The sequence below is a fragment of the Brevundimonas sp. genome (assembly GCF_047617075.1).
GTDB lineage: Bacteria > Pseudomonadota > Alphaproteobacteria > Caulobacterales > Caulobacteraceae > Brevundimonas.
Genome location: NZ_JBLGCI010000008.1, coordinates 114,596 through 133,136 on the forward strand (window position 1 = coordinate 114,596; position 18,541 = coordinate 133,136).

Below are 18,541 nucleotides of genomic sequence, written 5' to 3' on the forward strand. Positions count from 1 at the left end.
GCCTACGCCGCATTGGGACGGTACCGAGGCCCGGGCATCAGAAGGGGCCTGGCGTCTTCCTCGCGTTTTTCTGCGATTTTCTCCAGGGCGAACTGGAGGCCCGCCGCAAGGATGGCGAACCCGCCGCCTTCGCCGCCGATGATGCGGCCGAAGCCGAAGATGTTTCGCAGATTGGAAATCTCGACCACCATTTCGGCGTGCCTCTGGGCGATCTCCCAGTCGCCGATTCCTGTGGGCGGAGTAAAGGCGCGCAGGTCCGCGATGGCGCTTTCCAGCATCGACTCATAAGGCCCCAGATAGGCCATCAGGGCGAACAGGCCGATGATCACCAGCGGCCCATAGGTGAACACCGCTGTCATCACCACCGCCTCGCCCATGAACATGTGCTTCAGCGGCGTGAAGTTGATCAGCATGTTGATGCCGATCAGCAGGCCCGCGAAAATGAACAGGGGATTGAACTGCACCTGCAGCATCTTGCCGGCCAGGCCGATGCCGCCGTAGCCGGACTCCGCATAGGCCAGCGCTTCCACGTAGTTGTCCCGCAGGGTGGCGTCCGCCGCCGGCGGCCCGTTGGCGACCTGACGGGCTTCGGCGAAGGCGGTGGTGATCCGCTCGGCTTCGGCGCTGAACGCAGCGGAGTCGTGCAGGAACTGCCCGGCCAGCATGAACAGGATCATCGCGCCCATGCCGAACAGGCAGACGCTGTAGAAATTATAGGTGGAATAGGCGGCGCGCAGGCGGCGGCAGTACACCGGCTTGCGCCCCGCGCGCGCGGCCGCGCCCACGATCTTCCAGGAATAGTAGTGGATCACCGCCGCCACGAAGAGCGTCATCAAAAGCGATTGCCACCACCATCGCCGCAGGATCGCGGCCAGCGAGACATCCGGCGTAAAGTACAGGATCACCAGGGTGACCCCAGCGGCGAGGGTCAGGATCACGGCCTCGCCCAGATAGCCCGACACCCAGGTTCGCCCTTTCGACCGTCCCGGTCCCGGCAGCACGATGCAGTGCCGCAGCACCCAGACCCGGCCGCTGCGCTTGTAGGACGCGAACAGCAGGGCGAAGGCCGCCATATAGACACCCATGATGATCAGGGCGTCGGCGAGAAAGGAAGACATGTCACCCCCGTCGGACTCTCGGTTCGGCGAGTGACGATATACGGGAACTACTTCTTGCGGAACTGGTCCAGTGAAACGACCTTGGGCCCGTCGTCCACCGGGGGCGCCGGTTCGTCCGGCTCATCCTCCGGCTCGGGCTCGGTGGGGATCTCCGGCGCCTCGAACTGCAGCAGGAACTGCACGCTGGGATCATAGAACCGCACCACGGCCGTCCACGGCGTCACCAGCTTCTTGGGCTGGCCGCCGAACTTCAGCAGAACCGAGAAGCCCTCGTCGTCGATGGTCAGGTCCCAGTACTGGTGCTGCATCACCACCGTGATCTCGTCGGGATACTTCTCGGACACGTCCGGGGGCACGGACACGCCCTTCGCCCGGGTTTTGAAGGTGATGTAGAAATGGTGCTCCCCGGGCAGCCCCTCGGGCATGGCGGCCCGTTCCAGCGCCGCGCGCACGACGCCTCTCAGGGCGTTCTGGGCCATGGCTTCGTAGCCCATTTCGTCACGCACAGGCGCTTCAGCCATATCGTCTCCGCAAGCCCTATGGGTCGTCCGCTCGACCCGTGGGCGGAGTGATAGCGGCGCGGGCGGCGCGGCGAAAGTTCAAATGACGGTTAAGTGGGAGGCTTCTGTTGCCAGGCGCCTCCCGGGCCCCGCCTGAGGATCTGAACCCTCAGGACTTAGGTCGGAAATACCGGAACCGCATTACGCGGCGACGGCGTATTCCTCAGCGAAGTTATCGTTCGCAGGTAGTTTAAAGGCCCGATGCGCTGGGCCAACACGAGCGAAAGCAATCTTCTTTACACGTCCGTCGATGCTAGTCGGCCCCATGCTGCCTCCGCCGATAACGCGGGGAAGAAGGTGGTGGAGCCGCCGGGAATCGCACCCGGGTCCGGTCCGCTTATTACAAGCGCGTTTATCGCCATAGTCCGGGCGAACCCGGACCCCTCCAATATAGGGAATTGAAGGGTGAAATCCAAGGCCTACGGCGCAGGCGCCACCCGTGGCCAATCGGGCGTCTGGTTCCTGAACCATGTCAGCTGGCGCTTGGCGTAGTTGCGGGTGGCCTGGCGCATGATGTCCAGGGCGTCATCCAGCCCGGTGTCGCCCCCCAGGTACCCGCTCAGTTCGCGCACGCCCACCGCCTTCATGATGGGCAGGCCGTGGGGCAGGTCCCGGGCCATCAGGGCGCGCACTTCCTCCAGCGCCCCATTGGCCATCATCACCGACACCCGCGTGTCGCAGGCGGCGTAGAGCGCGGCCCGGTCCGGCTCCACCACCATGGCCTCATAGCTGCCGGGCGCAAGGATCGGTCGGGTGTCGGCGCGCAGGGCCGACAGGGGCCGCCCGGCCACCTGGGCCACCGCCATGGCCCGCACCAGCCGCTGCCGGTCGCCCGGCGCGATGGCCGCTTCGACGGGCGCGTCCACCTGGGCCAGCGCACGCCGGAACGCCGCTTCGCCCTCGGCGGCGAAGCGCGCATCCACCTCGGCCCGGACCTCCGGCGGCACGGGCGGGATGTCGGCCAGTCCCCGCGTCAGGGCGTTGAAGTACAGCCCCGTACCGCCCACAAAGACAAGTGGTCGCCGAGCGGGGCCGTACTCGTTCAGCAGCGCCTCCGCCGCCCGCAGCCACTTGCCCACCGACCAGGCGTCGGTGGCGTCGGCCACGCCATAGAGGCGATGCTCGGCCTGCGCCTCCTCGTCCGGCCCCGGCCGGGCGGTCAGCACGCGCAGGTCGGCGTACAGCTGCTGGCTGTCGGCGTTGATGATCACCGCGCCGCTCTCCCGCGCCAGATCAAGGGCGAGGCGGGACTTGCCCGAGGCGGTGGCGCCCCCGATCAGGGTGACGGGGGCGATCGGCGCTTGGTTATGAGCCATGACACCCGATATGACGGCGCACGCCCCGTAAGCAACCCGCCGGAGAGACTCCTTGCCCGACCGCGCCGCCGTCATCGCCGCCCTGGACGCCGTGATCGACCCCAAAAGCGGGCAGGGGCTGATGACCGCCGGGCTGGTGCAGGGGCTGCTGGTGGCCGACGACCGCGCCGGCTTCGCGCTGGAGGTCCCGGCCGGCGACACGGCGCTCTACGCCCCCATCCGCGACGCGGCCGAGGCGGCGCTGAAAGCCATCCCCGGCATGGCCCGCGTGTCCGTGGTCCTGACCGCCGAGGCCGTTGCGACTCCGCCGCGCCGCCGCACGGCCAGCTTGTCGCCCCAGGCCGTCGATCAGGGACGCGCCAAGGCGCCGGTCCCCACCGAGCGCCCCGCCCATGTGCGCCGGGTGCTGGCGGTGGCCAGCGGCAAGGGCGGGGTGGGCAAATCCACCGTGGCCGTGAACCTGGCCTGCGCCCTGGCCGCGCGCGGGCTGCGCACGGGCCTGCTGGACGCCGACGTCTATGGGCCTTCCGCTCCCACCATGCTGGGGATCTCCGGCAAGCCCGCCTATGAGGACGGCGCCATGGTCCCGCACGAGGCGTGGGGCCTGAAGGCCATGTCCGTGGGCCTGCTGATGGCGGCGGACGACGCCATGATCTGGCGCGGCCCCATGGCCAGCCAGGCCATCACCCAGATGCTGACCCAGACCCGCTGGGGCACAGAGGAACAGCCGCTGGACGTGCTGGTGGTCGATCTGCCCCCCGGCACCGGCGACGTTCAGCTGACCCTGATCCAGAAGACCCCCCTGGACGGCGCCGTCATCGTCTCCACGCCGCAGGAAGTGGCTCTTGCCGACGCCCGCCGGGCCAAGACCCTGTTCGACCGGGTCAATGTGCCCACCCTGGGCCTGATCGAGAACATGTCCGGCGACGTCTTCGGCAAGGGCGGCGCCGAGGCCGAGGCCGCTCGTTTGGGCGTGGACTTCCTGGGCGACATTCCTCTGGACGCGGCCCTGCGTCAGTCCGGCGACGCCGGCCGGCCTCTGATGATCGGAGCTCCTGAAAGCCCGGCGGCGCGCCGCTTCGCCGAGGTGGCCGAACGCGTCGCGGGGGCGCTGGCTCTCGAAACCTGACCGCCTCTTGCACGGGCATGTCGCCGCTCTAGTTTCCCGCCATGTTGAACGCCACCCGCCGCCTCGTCGCCGAACCCGGTCTGCGCCATCCCGAGCGCGACGCCCTGCTGGACGTCATCGCCGTCCTGGGAACGCCCGAGGACGCCGAGGCCCTGCTGCCCGTGTTCATGGCCGCGCCGGACGACCGCTACGACCTCGTCGATCCGCTCGTCCGTCTGGGCGATCTGCCCTTGGCGGAGCGGCTGCACGCCGCCTTCGTCGCGGACGGCGCGCTGAAGCCCGACGCACCTCATGATCTACTGTGGGCGTTCGGCTGGGCCGGCATGGCCCGGACCCGCGACATGCTGTTCCGCTACGCCGTCGGGCGCGAGTGGCACGAGGCCACCTCAGCCGTCGTCGGACTGCTGCACCTGCCTCTGGACGGGCTCGAGGACGACATCCGGCAGGCCGCCGCCGAGTGTTTCGGCAAGTCGCTGTTTCAGGAATATCTGCCCGCCCTTGTGGGCCGCATCGGCGACGTGGACCTCATGCACCGCCTGATCGCCGACGCGCGCGAACACGCCTCCACCGACTGTTTCGCCGGGATCCTCCTCGGCGCCGCCCTTCTGGGGCCGCCCGGCCGGGACGTGTTCGAGGACATGGTCTGGGATCTGTCGCTGGAGTCCGGCCTGCATCAGGCCCAGGCCACCGCCATGGGCATGGGCCTTCTGGGCATGACCGTCACGGACCTGACCAACTGGCTGCGGGCCCGCATCGCCGAGGCGCCCGAAACGCTCGAACACCGGCACTTCTCGACCCTGCGCAAGATCGCCCTTTGCTATGTCAGCAGCCCGCCGTCCTCCAGCACCCTTCGCTTCATGCCGCCCCGCCGGGAGCGGATGATCGATGTCTGGCGCGCGCTGGCCGGCGAGGACATCCTCGGCAAGGACAGCCTCACGGAGATCGCGCACCGCATGTTCAGCGAAGACGCCTCGTGGATGCGGGACGAGTTCGTCGCGCTGGAGGCTCGCATCGAAAGCCGCATGTACGACGAGGCCCTTCTGGCCGATCTTCCGCGCGCGTGACGCCGGACTCACAGCTTGCCGAAGGCCACGCCCTTCCAGCCCCAGCCGGCCTCGGCCGCCGCCTTGCACAGCGGCCCCTTGAGCTCTCCAGTGTTGAATTTATAGCTGTAGACCTCGCCCCACGATCCGTCCTCGCGGAAGGCGTAGACGCTCTCGAAGCTCACCTCCCACGACTGGCCCCGGAACGCCGAGCCTGCCAGGGTCAGTTCGGGCGTCCCCGCCCGCCATTCCACCGACCATGCCTGATCCCCTGAGCGCACGACGCCGTTCGCCTCGTCGAACGTCATCAGCACCTTGAAGACGCGCTGAAGGCCGGCCTTGGCGAAAACCTCGTACCATTCCGCGTCGACGATCTTCCATTCGGCGACCAGGTCGACCCCCTCGCGTTCGCCGTCGCGGATCACGATCGGCGAGGTGTCCCGGTTCAGCCCCAGCAGCCGCTCGCGCAAGGCCGCCGCCGGCTCGCGCGCCACACCCGCCGGCGCCGTCCGGCTGCCGGTCAGCCAGCTGAAAACGCCCATGTCGGATCCCCCGGAGTTCCGCCCCATCCCCCGGGCGTCCTCGACAGTGGCACGAAGCCCCGCCCCGGGGAAACGGGCGCCGGGCTCGATCCGCCCGGAATGTGGAGAAACTCGCCCTCGAGGGTTTCCAAACGCAACTCTAATCGCCACCTTGACGGTTCCAGTCACTCAGCTCGAGCCGCCCATGTCCTTCGACGCCCTGTTCCGCCCCTTCCAGGTCAAGTCCCTGAAGATGCCCAACCGCATCGTCATGGCGCCGATGACGCGGTCCTTCTCGCCGGGCGGGATTCCGACCAGCGACGTGGCCGGCTACTACCGCCGCCGGGCCGAGGGCGGCGTGGGGCTGATCATCACCGAGGGCACGGTGGTCGAGCGCTCCGCCGCGCGCAACGACCCCAAGGTCCCCGTCTTCCACGGCGAAGCCCTGCCCGAATGGAAGAAGGTGGTCGAGGACGTCCACGCCGCCGGCGGCCTGATCGCGCCCCAGCTGTGGCACGTGGGCTCGGCCCGCGGCCAGGGCGAGGACTGGACCCCCCTCGGCCAGGTCGACAGCCCCTCGGGCATGACCAGCCCCGGCAAACGCAAGCTGGAGCCGATGACCGATGAGGACATCGCCGACACCATCGCGGCCTTCGGCCGCTCGGCCCGCGCCACCCGCGACCTCGGCTTCGACGCTGTCGAGATCCACGGCGCCCACGGCTATCTGATCGACCAGTTCTTCTGGAGCGCCCTCAACGACCGCGACGACCGCTGGGGCGGCGGGACCATCGGCGACCGCGCCCGCTTCGGGGCCGAGGTGGTCCGGGCCGTGCGCGAGGGCGTGGGCCCTGACATGGCCCTGATCCTGCGTCTGTCGCAGTGGAAGTCACAGGACTTCACGGCGAAGAACGCCCACGATCCGGCCGAGCTGGAACAGTGGCTGACGCCCCTGATCGAGGCCGGCGTCGACGTCTTCCACTGCTCGCAGCGTCGCTTCTGGGAGCCGGAGTTCGAGGGCTCCGATCTCAACTTCGCCGGCTGGACGAAGAAGATCACAGGCCTGCCGACCATCACCGTCGGCTCGGTCGGTCTGGACGGCGAGTTCATCGCAGCCTTCGGCGGCGCCGGCTCAAAACCCGCCTCGCTGGACGGCCTGATCAAACGGCTCGAGGCCGACGAGTTCGACCTCGTCGCCGTCGGTCGCGCCCTGCTGGCCGATCCGCACTGGGTCGAGAAGATCCGCGAGGGCCGGCTGGACGAGCTGAAGGATTTCGAACGCTCGGCCATGATGACGCTGACCTAGGGCTGGTCGGCAGGGATAAAGCCGGGCCGGAAGGAAACCGTTGGCCGACATTTCGGCACATTACCGGACCGTAAGCCTCTGGCCTTTCTTCCGCCGCTTCCTATCTGGATTCAGGCGTCGTCAGGTTTCGTTCATCGATCGTTGTTCGTTCGTGAGCGATGCTGGCATTCAGGAGGGGCGAACATGGACCCGAGATTGATCGAAAACCTGGCGAACCGGCCCCGTGTCGGCGTGCTGGCTCTGTTTCTGTGGCGTGCGACCTGGATCGTCGGGGTGCTCGGCACCATCGGCCTGCTGGGCGCGGCCGTGGCGCTGGGCGTGTTCGGCGTGGGCGGTCACGACATGGGCGGGCGGGTCGCCATCGGCGCCATGCTGGCCTTCATGGGCCTGATGATGTTCGCCATCGGCTCTCTGGCGCGTCTGATGGCGGCGCAGCTCAAGGCGGCCCTGATCGCGCGCCGGGGCGAGATGTCCGAGCCTTGCCGCCGCTGGGCGCCCTGCCGCTAGGCCCGTTTTTCCAGCACCCGGAAGGTGAAGGCGTGATCGTCCTTCTCGCCCGGCTCATGGCGCTCTGACGCCGCCTCGACCCACGCGGCCTCGTCAAACGCGGGGAACAGCACCTCGCCCTCGGGCTCCGCGTCCACCTCGGTGATGTACAGCCGCTTGGCCCGGGGCAGGGCCATCTCGAACAGCGCCGCGCCGCCGATGACGCAGATTTCCTGCGCGCCTTCCTCCTCGGCCTGTTCGGCGGCGATCTCGATCGCCTCGAAAAAGCTCTCGCACACCACCGCCCCCGTGGCCTCGAACGAAGAATCCCGCGTCAGCACCAGATTCAGCCGGCCGGGCAGGGGCCGCAGCGGCAGGCTGTCCCACGTCTTGCGCCCCATGATGCACGGCTTGCCCAGGGTGATCTGCTTGAAGCGCTGCAGATCGGACCGCAGCCGCCACGGCAGGTCGCCGTCACGCCCGATCACGCCGTTTCGCGCACGCGCCACCACGAGGGACAGGGGAATCATCTCAGGCCGCGTCCTGTTCCAGCCATTTCAGCCACTTGCGCCGCATGGCGTCCTCGATGTCGATGCCCGCCTTGTCGCAATAGATCAGCAGCATGCCCAGCACGTCCGCCGCCTCGTCGGCCAGGGCCGCCGGGTCGCCCACGCCCCGCGCCCGCGACGACAGCCGCAGGTGCTCGGCGGTCAGCTCCCCCAACTCCTCCTGCATCTTCAGCAGCGCCCAGTCCCGGTCCCGCTCGATGCCGTGTTCACGGGCGTAGATGTCGGAGATGCGCAGGACCGAGGCGGACAGCTCGGACAGGATCATACCGCCACCGCCGCCTTGATGTGCGGCCACGGGTCATAGCCCTCAAGCACGAAGTCCTCCCGCCCGAAAGCGAACAGGTCGTCCCGGGGCGCGATGGTCATGGTGGGCAGGGGGCGCGGCTCGCGGGTCAGCTGCAGCTTCGCCTGATCCAGATGGTTCAGATACAGGTGCGCGTCGCCGAAGGTGTGCACGAACTCGCCGGGCTTCAGCCCCGTCACCTGCGCCATCATCAGGGTCATCAGGGCGTAGGAGGCGATGTTGAACGGCACGCCCAGAAACACGTCGGCCGACCGCTGGTACAGCTGACAGCTCAGCTTGCCGTGGGCCACGAAGAACTGGAACAGACAGTGACAGGGCGGCAGGGCCATGTCGTCCACGTCCGCCGGGTTCCAGGCGGTGACGATGTGGCGCCGGCTGTTGGGATTGGTCTTCAGGCTCTCGACCACGCGGGTGATCTGGTCGATGACCCGCCCGTCCGGCGCGGACCACGAGCGCCATTGCTTGCCATAGACCGGGCCCAGCTCTCCTTCAGCGTCCGCCCATTCGTCCCAGATGCTGACCCCGTTGTCCTTCAGCCAAGCGATGTTGGTCTCGCCGCGCAGGAACCACAAAAGCTCCACCATGATCGAACGCAGGTGCAGCTTCTTGGTGGTCAGAAGGGGAAAGCCCTTGGACAGGTCGAACCGCATTTGACGACCGAAGACGCCCAGCGTCCCGGTGCCGGTGCGGTCGCCGCGCTCGACGCCGTTTTGCAGAATGTCCTGCAACAGGCCAAGATACTGGAACTCGGGATGGTCGGCGGGCGCCGGCGTCGCGCCGGTGCGGGCCTCAAGGTCTGCGATGGCGGCTAGGGCGTTCATGCGGTCAGGTTGCCGGTTGGGGACCGATTCGCGAAGCTGGGTGTTATCTGCCCTGACCCTTGCCCACAGTTATGACGGAGGCGCTTGTGGACGCTTTGGAAACCCTGGCGGCGAACATCAATCTGGTGTCGATCGTCGCCCTGACGGCCATGTTCCTGATCGGCTACCTCATGGGCCGGTCCCACACCCGCAAGGATCCCCAGCGCATCGGCAACCGCCGACGCCGCAACATCCGCGCCGACAACACCGTCGACCGCGCCCGCCGCTATGAGCGCGGCGGCGTCGACGCGGACGAGGCCGATCTGCCCGGCGCCGCCAAACACCACCTTCGCCAGGGCGCCCGCAACGAGGCCGCCGACGCCGTGCGCGCCGCCAATCCGGGCATGAGCCTGTTCGCCGCCCGACGCGCCGTGGACCGCTACGCCAACGAAAACGGCCTCTGAATCGCTTCAGAGGCCGCCTTCGGTTCGCATTCGTCGGACGATCAGGTTCCCGGCGCCAGCCGGTCGTTCTGGACCCAGCCGATGTTGTCGTTGTCGTCCATGATCTCCCACCACATGCCCTCGCGATTGCCGGTGGGATAGACGCGCAGGCCCTCGGGCAGAGCCCGCACCACCGAGCCGGTCTCGGGCGCCGACCGCATGGTGGTCGCCTGCTGCACCACAAAGGTCTGGATCGGCGCGGCCTCGGCGGCGTCGGCGCTCATGCCGCCCATCTGGGTCACCATGTCCGCATAGGCCTGGATGAAGGCCTGGGCCACCATACGGCCGATCTCGGTGTTCTCGTAGCCGCCGCCGACCGCGCCGCCGAAGCCGGAGCCGCCCGCCGCCGCGCCGCCGGCGCCCCAGCTGATGTCGCTGCGCGAGGCGTATCCCTCGGTGACCATCACCGTCTCGGACGTGCGTACGTCGGTCAGGGACAGAACGGTGTTGGCCTCCGACCGCCGGGTGCTGATGCCCCCGACCACGGCGCCCAGGGTGGCGTTGCGCCGGCCCAGCAGTCCGCCCGCGATGCCCGCCAGGGCGTTGCCGCCCGAGTTGGAGTTCTGGCTGGCCACTTCGCCCACCAGCACATAATCCGCCGCGCGCACCTGACCGCCGCCCACGTTGGAGCCCCGCTGCAGGTCGCCGCCCGCCGCCAGCTCGCGCTCGCGCTGGGCCAGACTCATGCCTGCGCCCCGGTCCAGCAGGGTGAAGCAGCCCGAGCGCTGGATGACGGCGCGAAGCAGGCTCTGCGGCGGCGACAGCTGCAGTTCGCGGAACACGTCCGCCTGGCCGTCGGCGATGGCGACGGTGCCCAGATTGCGGGCGCAGCGCGGAATGGACGCCATCATGTCGTCCTGGGTGCGCTGGGCCCCGGAACGCCGGTTCTGGGCCTCGGCGGGCAGGGCCGCCGAAAGGGCGATCGCGCCCGCCGCCACGGCGCAAAGGGCTGAATTGATGGTGGTCCGGCTCATTATGTTTCCCCCAAAGGTTGAGTCGGCAAAGCTTAGCTGAGCGATTCAAAAATCGGGAGTCGGGGAACGGGGTTGTCAGACTTTGTCAGTTCATGGCGTGACAGGGCAGGTCAGTTCAGAGTCCAATCTCCCGGACCCGCCCCATGGCACACCTTGTCATCCCGGAAGCGCCGCAGACGCTATCCGGGACGGGTCGGACAGCCCGTGAGAGGGCCCGGACGGCGCGCCGCGACGATCCGGGCCAAAGGGCCCGTCGCCCGGTCGCCCGGCTCAGCCTCGCGGCTGTCCGGGCGGTGTCGTCGAGGACGTCCCGTCCCGGCTCTCCGCTTCGCGTCGGCCGGGATGACAAGGAGGGCGCTCGGAGAAGAGTTGTAGTCCGGTTAGACTGTTTTTCGCGCGCTGAGGCTAGCTCACCCGCCGAATCCACCCTCATCCAGAAAGGCTTGCTCTCCAGGTGTGGTAATGCGGCCAAGTTCAGGATTTCGATGGGGAAACCGTCCGAACTTCACGATGATGTCCCGGTGAACCTTGCCCCATTTCTCAGCCTCCGCGTCCCCGTCGGTCAGGCTCATGTACCGGTCCTGATCCTCCAGCCGCTCCGAGTGCTGGAACGGCAGCAGGAGGAAGTTGCGAAGGGGGAAATCGAACGCCTTGTGATGCCCGCGTTCAACGGCCTGCTCGGCGAACGTCAGGGCCAAGGGATCGGTGGCGAAGGCGTGGCCCGTGCCCCGGAAACTGTTCCGCGGGAACTGGTCCAGCAGGATCAACAGGGCCAGGGCGCCCTCGGGCGTCTCCATCCAGTCGTCCAGTTCGCGCCGGGCGGCGGCCACATGGGCGTCATGGAACCGGCGACGGAATTCGGCGTCGAAGGCGTCGTTCTTGGCGAACCACTTTTCGGGACCGGCCTCTTTCCAGAAGGCGACGACGGCGGAAGGGGTTATGTCTGTGCTCATGACTGAACACCTAAGCACGCCTCTGCCCGTTTTCCATGACCGCGACTGCGACCTGTCCATTATCCGCGCCCGCAAGGTTGCGGTGATCGGCTACGGCAGCCAGGGCCGCACCCATGCCCTGAACCTGCGCGACTCCGGCGTTGCCGACATCCGCGTGGCGCTCAAGCCCGGCTCCGCCACCCGGGCCAAGGCCGAGGCTGACGGCTTTCAGGTGGTCACGGCGTCCGAGGCTGCGACCTGGGCCGAGGTGCTGGCCATCATGGTCTCGGACGAGGCCCATCGGGACCTGTGGGCCGACGAACTGGCGCCCCACGTGCGGCCCGGAACGGCTCTGGTGTTCGCCCACGGCCTGTCGGTGCGATTCGGTCTGATCCAGCCGCCGCCGGACGTGGACGTGATCCTGGCCTCGCCCAAGGGCATCGGGCCGCGCATCCGCGAGATCTACGAACAGGGCGACGGCGTCTTCTGCCTGTTCGCCGTGCATCAGGACGCCACCGGGCAGGCGAGGGGGCTGGGCCTGTCCTATGCTGCGGCGCTGGGCTGCGGCCGCAAGGGCATCCTCGAGACCACCATGAAGGATGAGTGCGAAAGCGACCTGTTCGGCGAACAGGTGGTCCTGTGCGGCGGCGTGGGCGAACTGATTGATCAGGCCTTCATGAAGCTGGTGGACGCCGGCTATCCGCCCGAGGTGGCGTGGTTCGAGTGCTTCTACGAGGTCAAGCTGGTTACCGACCTGATGTTCGAGCGCGGCATCGCCGGCGCTTTCGCCCGCATCTCCAACACCGCCGAATACGGCGCCTATCTGACCGGCCCGCGCGTCATCAACGACGCCTCGCGCAAGGCCATGGACGCGGTGCTGGCCGAGGTCCGGGACGGCGCCTTCGTCCGCCGCCTCATGGCCGACCACGACGCCGGATCGCCCGAGCTTCTGGCCCGCCGCAAGGCGCTGGGCCGGCGCCCCATCGAGGCGGTGGGCGCCCATCTGAACGCGGTGGCCGGCAAAGCGAAGGAATAGCGGGAATACCTGCCCTCAAGCAGCGAGGCGCCGCGCGCCGAGCGATAGGGCGGGAATAGTGGTCGGAGTGGCAGGATTCGAACCTGCGACCCCCGCGTCCCGAACGCGGTGCTCTACCAGACTGAGCCACACTCCGACTTCAAGGACGCGGCTTATAACCACGCGTCCCGACGCCCGCAAGCGCAGTTCTTCGCCAACGCAAAAAACCAGCAAAAAGCGGTGTTGCATCCGAAAACGCCTTGGCGTATTCGACCGCCTCCCCGGCGTTCGCCGCCGGGCTGCGCCGATCCTGCTGGGGAATGGTGTAATGGTAACACTACGGTTTTTGGTACCGTCATTCTAGGTTCGAGTCCTAGTTCCCCAGCCAATCCTCTCCTTCAATGAAAATCCCTTGAACCCGGCAGCATGCGCAGGTCGCGGGGGTGCTGGGGGTGGATGAACTCGTCGGCGCCTGACAGCTGCAGCACCGGCTCGTGGTCCGGCGACAGGCGGTTGAGGTCCGCCGAACGGTCGTGGAGGCGATCGGCCATCAGGTGGACCACGCCCTCAACGCTCTTCTCCACCACGCCCTCCACGCCCAGCAGGCGCGCGCCCATGACCACGCGGCGGTAGGTCTCGAAGGTGCGCACCCACAGGACCAGATTGGTGACGCCGGTCTCGTCCTCCAGGGTGATGAAGATGGCCTTGCCGTTCCCGGGTCTTTGACGCACCAGCACGATGCCGGCGGTGCGCACCCGCGAGCCGGATCGCTTCGCCTCCACCTGCGCACAGGTAAGGAACCCCTCGGCTGCGAACACCGGGCGCAGGATGCCCATGGGATGGGCCTTCAGCGACAGGCGCGTGGTCTGGTAGTCGGCGGCCACATGTTCGCTGAGCGCCATGGCGGGCAGGGCGGCGTCCGGCTCCTCGCCCAACTCCCTCGCGCCGGCGGCGGCGAACAGGGGCAGGGCGTCGTCGTCGGGCAGGCGCCGCACGGCCCACAGGGCCTCGCGCCGGTCCAGACCGATTGAGCGGAAAGCGTCGGCGTCGGCCAGCTTGCGCAACGCCGCCACGGGCAGCCGGGCGCGGCGCATCAGGCCCTCGACGCCGTCGAACGGGCGAGCGCGGGCGGCGGCCATGGCTTCTGCCCACTCCTGCCGGAACCCGTCGATCTGGCGCAGGCCCAGCCGCAGGGCCAGGGCACCGGCCGGGCCCTCAAGGGTGTTGTCCCAGAGGGAATGGTTCACATCGATCACCCGCACCTCGACCCCGTGTTCGCGGGCGTCGCGCACGATCTGGGCCGGGGCGTAGAAGCCCATGGGCTGGCTGTTCAGCAGTGCGGCGGCGAAGGCGGCGGGGTGCCGGCATTTGATGTAGCTGGACACATAGACCAGCCGGGCGAAGCTGGCCGCGTGGCTTTCCGGGAATCCATATGAGCCGAAGCCCTTGATCTGTTCGAAACAGCGCCGGGCGAATTCGGGGTCATAGCCGCGCGCGATCATCCGCCCGACCATGCGGTCCTCATAGGTGTGCAGGGTGCCGTCGCCCCGGAAGGTGCCCATGGCCTTGCGCAGCCCGTTGGCCTCGCGGTCGCTGAACTCGGCGGCGACCATGGCCACCTTCATGGCCTGCTCCTGAAACAGGGGCACGCCCAGGGTCCGGTGCAGGATGGTCTTCAGCTCGTCCGGGTCATGGGGCGGCGCCGGGCTGGCGTAGACGACGTCCTCCTGACCCTTGCGACGGCGCAGATAGGGATGGACCATGTCCCCCTGAATGGGGCCCGGCCGCACGATGGCCACCTGGATCACCAGATCATAAAATTCTCGCGGCCTCAGGCGCGGCAGCATGTTGATCTGGGCCCGGCTCTCCACCTGGAACACCCCGATGGAGTCGCCCCGACACAGCATGTCGTATACGTCCGGTTGTTCGGCCGGGACTGAGGCCAGGTCGTGGTCCACGCCCTCATGGACCTTCATCAGGTCCAGCGCCTTCCTGATGCAGGTCAGCATGCCCAGCGCCAGCACGTCGACCTTCATCAGGCCCAGCTCGTCGATGTCGTCCTTGTCCCATTCGATGAAGGTGCGACCCGTCATGGCCGCATTGCCGATGGGGACCAGCTCGTCCAGCCGCCCGCGCGTCAGGATGAAGCCGCCCACGTGCTGGCTGAGATGGCGCGGGAAGCCCAGGATGCGCCCGGCCATGTCCACGGCGCGCCGGATCATGGGATTGGCCGGGTCCATGCCCGCCTGTTCGATCCGGGCGTCGGGAATGGACGACCCCCAGCTTCCCCACTGGGTGGAGGCCAGGCGCGCGGTCACGTCCTCGGTGAGGCCCAGCGCCTTGCCCACCTCGCGGATGGCGCTGCGGGGGCGATAGCGGATGACGGTGGCGGCGATGCCCGCCCGCTCCCGGCCATAGGTCTCATAGATGTGCTGGATGATCTCCTCGCGCCGCTCGTGCTCGAAATCCACGTCGATGTCGGGCGGCTCGTTGCGGTCCGCAGACATGAAGCGCTCGAACAACAGATCATGGTGGACCGGATCGACGCTGGTGATTCCCAGCACATAGCAGACCGCCGAATTGGCCGCCGAGCCGCGCCCCTGACACAGGATGCCCTTGTCCTCGGCCACCCGTACGATGTCGTGGATGGTCAGGAAATAGGGCGCCAGATCGCGCGCGGCGATATAGGCCAGTTCCTTGTGGATCAGGGCCATGACCTTGTCCGGCGCGCCGTCCGGATAGCGCACCGGCAGGCGGCGGTTCACCAGGGTTTCCAGCCAGCCCTGCGGCGTCTTCCCCGGCGGGATGGGCTCTTCGGGATATTCGTAGCGAAGCTGGTCCAGATCGAAGGCGGAGCGGGCCAGCAGGGTCTGGGTCTCCGCCAAGGCGCCCGGCGCGTCGGCGAACAGGCGGGCCATTTCCTCGGGAGGCTTCAGATGGCGCTCGGCATTGGCCAGCAGCCGCCGCCCCGCCTGATCGATGGTCACGCCCTCGCGGATGCAGGTCAGCACGTCCTGAAGATCGCGCGACTCCGGCGCGTGATAGAGCACGTCGTTCATGGCCAGCAGGGGCGTGTTCGCGCCCTCGGCCAGCGCCACCAGCCGCGCCAGCCGCCGCCGGTCGTCGCCCCGCCGGTGCATGGCCGCCCCAAGCCAGACCGCCCCGGGTCGCGCCGCGTTCAGGCGGGCCAGAAGGTCGGGGAGGGCGTCCAGTTGCTTGTCGGGAACGGCGATGAGCAGCAGCCCGTCCGGGTCCGCCAGCAGGTCGTTCAGATGCAGCAGGCAGTCGCCCTTTTTCGCCCGGCGCGAACCCAGCGTCAGTAGCCGCGTCAGCCGTCCCCATCCGGCCCGGTCCTCGGGATAGGCGACGATGTCGGGCGTCCCGTCGGCGAACACCAGCCGCGCGCCGGTGAGCAGGCGAAAGCCCTGCGCCCGTTCCCGGATGACCGCCGCAAGATCGGGCCCGCCGGTCGCATCCTCCACGAAGATCACCTCGCCGGGCGAGCCGCCGGTGCGGACCTTTTCGGGCGCTCCGCCGTGTTCCTTGAGCTGTTTCAACGCGCTCCACGCCCGCACCACCCCCGCCACGGTGTTGCGGTCCGCCAGCCCCATGCCGGTGTGACCGCGCAGTACGGCGGTCAGCACCAGATCCTTGGGGTGGGAGGCGCCGCGCAGGAATGAGAAATTGCTGGCCGCGACCAGTTCGGCATAGGTGGGGATGGGGGTGCTCATGCGAACAGCCCGTGCACGTACCAGCGCGGCGGCGGATCGTCGCCATAGCCGCCGGCGCGGAACAGCCAGAAGCGGCGGCCCTCCTCGTCCTCCACCCGGTAGTAGTCCCGCACCCGGTGGCGGGGGGCGCGCCACCATTCGGCCTCGATACGCTCGGGGCCCTCGGCGCGGATGACCCGGTGGACGGCGCGCCGCCACTGAAAGCGGGCAGGGGGGCTGTCGGGCGCCAGGGCCACGGCCTCCACCGGCTGGGGTGGATCGAACAGGTGCAGCGGCCGCAGCGGCGGTGAGTCCGGGTCGGGCGCGGGCCACTCATCGCCGCTTGGCGCGGCTTGGGCGGACGCCAGCCGGCTGGATCGCTCCGGCAGATGCGAGGCTACGGGCGTGACGCGCAGCACCGCCTCGGGCCCCAATCGGGCGCTCAACTGGTCGATCAGGGCGTCCAGGGCCTCGCCGCCGTGGGGGCGCTGGTCGAAGGCGATCTGCCGGGCCGCGACGGCGCGCAGCTGCTCGGCGCCCAGACGCAGGTGGTCGAAGCCGAATCCGGGATCCACCGGCCGGGCCAGCGCCGTCAGCCGCTCGCGGAACAGGCGCATGACTGCGCCCGCCTCCCGCACAGGACGGGCGGTCTGCAGGGCGATGCGGCGGACGTGGCCGTCCAGGCGGTACAGGCTAAGAACGAACCGGCGCGCGCCTTGGCCCCGGGTTTCGAGCTGCTGTTCGGCGTCCCTCAGCAGGTCGGCGATGACGGCGTGGACCGCGTCCAGATCGGTGATCGGTTCGGCCAGCACCCGGTCGGCGGTGACCGGCGCCGGCGGCCGGTGGGGCGTGATGCGCACATCCACCCGCCCCATCACCCGGTCCAGCCGGTCGGGGAAGTCGGCGCCGAACCGGGCGGCCAGCGGCGCGCGGGGGCGGTCGTCCAGATCGCCGAGTGTCTTGAGCCCCGCCCGCCTGATCGCCTGATGATCGCGCGGGGCCAGCTCCATGGCCGCCACGGGCAGGCGCTGCGCAAGGGTCACGTCCTGCCCCTCCGGCGCGACGCCGCCGGGGCCGAAGCGGGCCAGGGCGCGTGCGGTCTGGGGCGTTCGAGCGAGCGCCAGCCGGACCTGCAGTCCGAGGCGCTCGGCCCGGGCCCTGACCCGCTCGATCATCCGCTCTTCACCGCCGAACAGGTGGGCGCAGCCAGTCACGTCCAGCATCAGGCCGTGGGGCGCGTCCAGAGCGGCCATGGGGGTGAAACGGTCGAAATCCTCCAGCACCGCGCGGAGCAGCCGGGCGTCGGCCTCGCCGTCGTGGGGAAGGGCCTCCGCATCCGGAACCCGCGCCCGGGCGTCGGCCAGGGTCATGCCGGGCGACAGCCCCAGCGACAGGGCGGCCGGGTTCGCCGCCGTCAGACGCAGCGCGCCCCGGTCCTTGTCCACCAGAACGACGGGGTGTTCAGGCGGCGCGGGATCGGCCTGCGTCCGCCGCAGCCGGTCGGTCGGCAGGAACGGAAACCACACCGCCAGATGCCGACGGCGCGGTGAAGCGGCGCGTCTCACGATCCCACTCCATGATCCATTCGCCCGGCGGCGCGCCGGACCGGCTGCGGAGCAGCCGCGCGCGAAAAGCGGGTCGCCCCGGTGCATTGGCGGACAGGGGCGCAGACGGGGCCGAGGCGATGGACCAGCGGGTCTCCGCCGCGCTGGGCGCCGGCTCGGCGTTGGCCCGCACCAGCAGGCCCAGGGTCGAGCCGCTGCGCGCCGCCATCATCAATCTTCGACTGGCGGTCAGACCATGGACCTTCGCCTCGCCCCAGCCGCTCATGATCACCGCGCCCGCCGCCCCGCTGCGCAGCGCCTCCTCGCCCGCCGCCAGCAGGGACGCGGCGCCCTGCACCCGCACCATGACCAGTTTGGCGGGGTCCAGGCCCCAGGCCGACAGCCCGGGGCCAAAGGGCTCCCCCACTTCGGATCGTCCCGATGTCTGGAGGATCCATACGGTGGCGCCCGAAACCCTGGAGGCCAGCCCCAGGGCGAACCCGTGAGCGCCGACCGCCTGACGGGGCGCTTCGGGTAGAATTTCGTGAATTGCATCAACCCGCACAGAGCCAAGACGCGCATCCACAGTCTCCATCCCCAGCCGAAAGGGCCGCAGGGGCGCGCACGACCTGGGCTCCAGGGTCGCGAGCTGGCGGCGAAGATGGTGAAGCGGCGACGGGGGCATTAAATGTTCCTGATATGTTCTTATATGCC

18 protein-coding genes, 2 tRNA genes and 1 other RNA gene are annotated in these 18,541 nt (G+C 68.9%); 7 read left to right on the forward strand and 14 right to left on the reverse strand.

The window, feature by feature from the left end:
- Nucleotides 1–2 precede the first annotated feature (2 nt).
- The 4 genes from ACI8U3_RS10440 to miaA all read right to left on the reverse strand — a co-directional run bounded on the left by ACI8U3_RS10440 (nt 3) and on the right by miaA (nt 2,994).
- Complete coding sequence (locus ACI8U3_RS10440; protein ID WP_415014807.1) at nt 3–1,118, reverse strand: hypothetical protein; 1,116 nt, start codon at nt 1,116–1,118, stop codon at nt 3–5.
- 47 nt (nt 1,119–1,165) lie between these two features.
- Entirely contained in the window at nt 1,166–1,639 is a 474-nt protein-coding gene (locus ACI8U3_RS10445; protein WP_415014808.1) for an SspB family protein, read from the reverse strand.
- 92 nt (nt 1,640–1,731) lie between these two features.
- Nucleotides 1,732–2,098: a transfer-messenger RNA gene (ssrA, locus tag ACI8U3_RS10450) on the reverse strand.
- Complete coding sequence (gene miaA / locus ACI8U3_RS10455; RefSeq protein ID WP_415014809.1) at nt 2,098–2,994, reverse strand: tRNA (adenosine(37)-N6)-dimethylallyltransferase MiaA; 897 nt, start codon at nt 2,992–2,994, stop codon at nt 2,098–2,100. Before miaA ends, ssrA begins: the two co-directional genes overlap by 1 nt.
- Before the next feature lie 52 nt (nt 2,995–3,046).
- On the opposite strand from miaA, the gene ACI8U3_RS10460 reads away from it, so the two are divergent.
- Together ACI8U3_RS10460 and ACI8U3_RS10465 are read left to right on the forward strand one after the other, a co-directional pair.
- Complete coding sequence (locus tag ACI8U3_RS10460) at nt 3,047–4,123, forward strand: Mrp/NBP35 family ATP-binding protein (protein ID WP_415014810.1); 1,077 nt, start codon at nt 3,047–3,049, stop codon at nt 4,121–4,123.
- A 41-nt stretch (nt 4,124–4,164) separates the two neighbouring features.
- On the forward strand, nt 4,165–5,187 hold the full coding sequence (locus tag ACI8U3_RS10465) for a hypothetical protein (RefSeq protein WP_415014811.1): 1,023 nt from the start codon (nt 4,165–4,167) through the stop codon (nt 5,185–5,187).
- 8 nt (nt 5,188–5,195) lie between these two features.
- On the opposite strand, the gene ACI8U3_RS10470 is transcribed toward ACI8U3_RS10465, so the two are convergent.
- Nucleotides 5,196–5,708 (reverse strand): hypothetical protein, encoded by a 513-nt coding sequence (locus tag ACI8U3_RS10470; RefSeq protein WP_415014812.1) that lies wholly within the window; start codon nt 5,706–5,708, stop codon nt 5,196–5,198.
- A gap of 184 nt (nt 5,709–5,892) precedes the next feature.
- Between ACI8U3_RS10470 and ACI8U3_RS10475 the strand changes: the two genes are divergently transcribed.
- Both ACI8U3_RS10475 and ACI8U3_RS10480 read left to right on the forward strand, forming a co-directional pair.
- Complete coding sequence (locus ACI8U3_RS10475; RefSeq protein WP_415014813.1) at nt 5,893–6,990, forward strand: NADH:flavin oxidoreductase; 1,098 nt, start codon at nt 5,893–5,895, stop codon at nt 6,988–6,990.
- Between the two features lie 183 nt (nt 6,991–7,173).
- Nucleotides 7,174–7,497 (forward strand): hypothetical protein, encoded by a 324-nt coding sequence (locus ACI8U3_RS10480; protein ID WP_415014814.1) that lies wholly within the window; start codon nt 7,174–7,176, stop codon nt 7,495–7,497.
- Here the strand turns inward: ACI8U3_RS10480 and ACI8U3_RS10485 are convergent.
- The 3 genes from ACI8U3_RS10485 to ACI8U3_RS10495 are packed head-to-tail and all read right to left on the reverse strand — an operon-like array spanning nt 7,494 to nt 9,170.
- Complete coding sequence (locus ACI8U3_RS10485) at nt 7,494–8,006, reverse strand: dihydrofolate reductase (protein ID WP_415014815.1); 513 nt, start codon at nt 8,004–8,006, stop codon at nt 7,494–7,496. The two genes, ACI8U3_RS10480 and ACI8U3_RS10485, sit on opposite strands and share 4 nt — an antisense overlap.
- A 1-nt stretch (nt 8,007) precedes the next feature.
- Complete coding sequence (locus ACI8U3_RS10490; RefSeq protein ID WP_415014816.1) at nt 8,008–8,310, reverse strand: phosphoribosyl-ATP pyrophosphohydrolase; 303 nt, start codon at nt 8,308–8,310, stop codon at nt 8,008–8,010.
- The gene (locus ACI8U3_RS10495) at nt 8,307–9,170 is read right to left on the reverse strand and encodes a thymidylate synthase (RefSeq protein ID WP_415014817.1); all 864 of its coding nucleotides are present in this window, start codon (nt 9,168–9,170) and stop codon (nt 8,307–8,309) included. Before ACI8U3_RS10495 ends, ACI8U3_RS10490 begins: the two co-directional genes overlap by 4 nt.
- An 86-nt stretch (nt 9,171–9,256) precedes the next feature.
- On the opposite strand from ACI8U3_RS10495, the gene ACI8U3_RS10500 reads away from it, so the two are divergent.
- Entirely contained in the window at nt 9,257–9,613 is a 357-nt protein-coding gene (locus ACI8U3_RS10500; RefSeq protein ID WP_415014818.1) for a hypothetical protein, read from the forward strand.
- Between the two features lie 41 nt (nt 9,614–9,654).
- Here the strand turns inward: ACI8U3_RS10500 and ACI8U3_RS10505 are convergent, their stop codons facing one another.
- Together ACI8U3_RS10505 and ACI8U3_RS10510 are read right to left on the reverse strand one after the other, a co-directional pair.
- Nucleotides 9,655–10,626 (reverse strand): CsgG/HfaB family protein, encoded by a 972-nt coding sequence (locus tag ACI8U3_RS10505; protein ID WP_415014819.1) that lies wholly within the window; start codon nt 10,624–10,626, stop codon nt 9,655–9,657.
- Nucleotides 10,627–11,036: 410 nt separating this feature from the next.
- Entirely contained in the window at nt 11,037–11,579 is a 543-nt protein-coding gene (locus ACI8U3_RS10510) for a DUF924 family protein (protein WP_415014820.1), read from the reverse strand.
- On the opposite strand from ACI8U3_RS10510, the gene ilvC reads away from it, so the two are divergent.
- Complete coding sequence (gene ilvC / locus ACI8U3_RS10515) at nt 11,578–12,594, forward strand: ketol-acid reductoisomerase (RefSeq protein WP_415014821.1); 1,017 nt, start codon at nt 11,578–11,580, stop codon at nt 12,592–12,594. The genes ACI8U3_RS10510 and ilvC overlap by 2 nt on opposite strands.
- Nucleotides 12,595–12,653: 59 nt before the next feature.
- On the opposite strand, the gene ACI8U3_RS10520 is transcribed toward ilvC, so the two are convergent.
- Nucleotides 12,654–12,730: transfer RNA gene (locus ACI8U3_RS10520), tRNA-Pro, on the reverse strand.
- 157 nt (nt 12,731–12,887) lie between these two features.
- On the opposite strand from ACI8U3_RS10520, the gene ACI8U3_RS10525 reads away from it, so the two are divergent.
- Nucleotides 12,888–12,961, forward strand: a tRNA-Gln gene (locus ACI8U3_RS10525).
- Nucleotides 12,962–12,971: 10 nt separating this feature from the next.
- On the opposite strand, the gene ACI8U3_RS10530 is transcribed toward ACI8U3_RS10525, so the two are convergent.
- The 3 genes from ACI8U3_RS10530 to ACI8U3_RS10540 are packed head-to-tail and all read right to left on the reverse strand — an operon-like array spanning nt 12,972 to nt 18,413.
- Complete coding sequence (locus ACI8U3_RS10530) at nt 12,972–16,304, reverse strand: error-prone DNA polymerase (RefSeq protein ID WP_415014822.1); 3,333 nt, start codon at nt 16,302–16,304, stop codon at nt 12,972–12,974.
- On the reverse strand, nt 16,301–17,848 hold the full coding sequence (locus ACI8U3_RS10535) for a Y-family DNA polymerase (protein WP_415014823.1): 1,548 nt from the start codon (nt 17,846–17,848) through the stop codon (nt 16,301–16,303). The genes ACI8U3_RS10530 and ACI8U3_RS10535 overlap by 4 nt, the downstream gene beginning before the upstream one ends.
- On the reverse strand, nt 17,745–18,413 hold the full coding sequence (locus ACI8U3_RS10540; RefSeq protein WP_415014824.1) for an ImuA family protein: 669 nt from the start codon (nt 18,411–18,413) through the stop codon (nt 17,745–17,747). Before ACI8U3_RS10540 ends, ACI8U3_RS10535 begins: the two co-directional genes overlap by 104 nt.
- Nucleotides 18,414–18,541 lie beyond the last annotated feature (128 nt).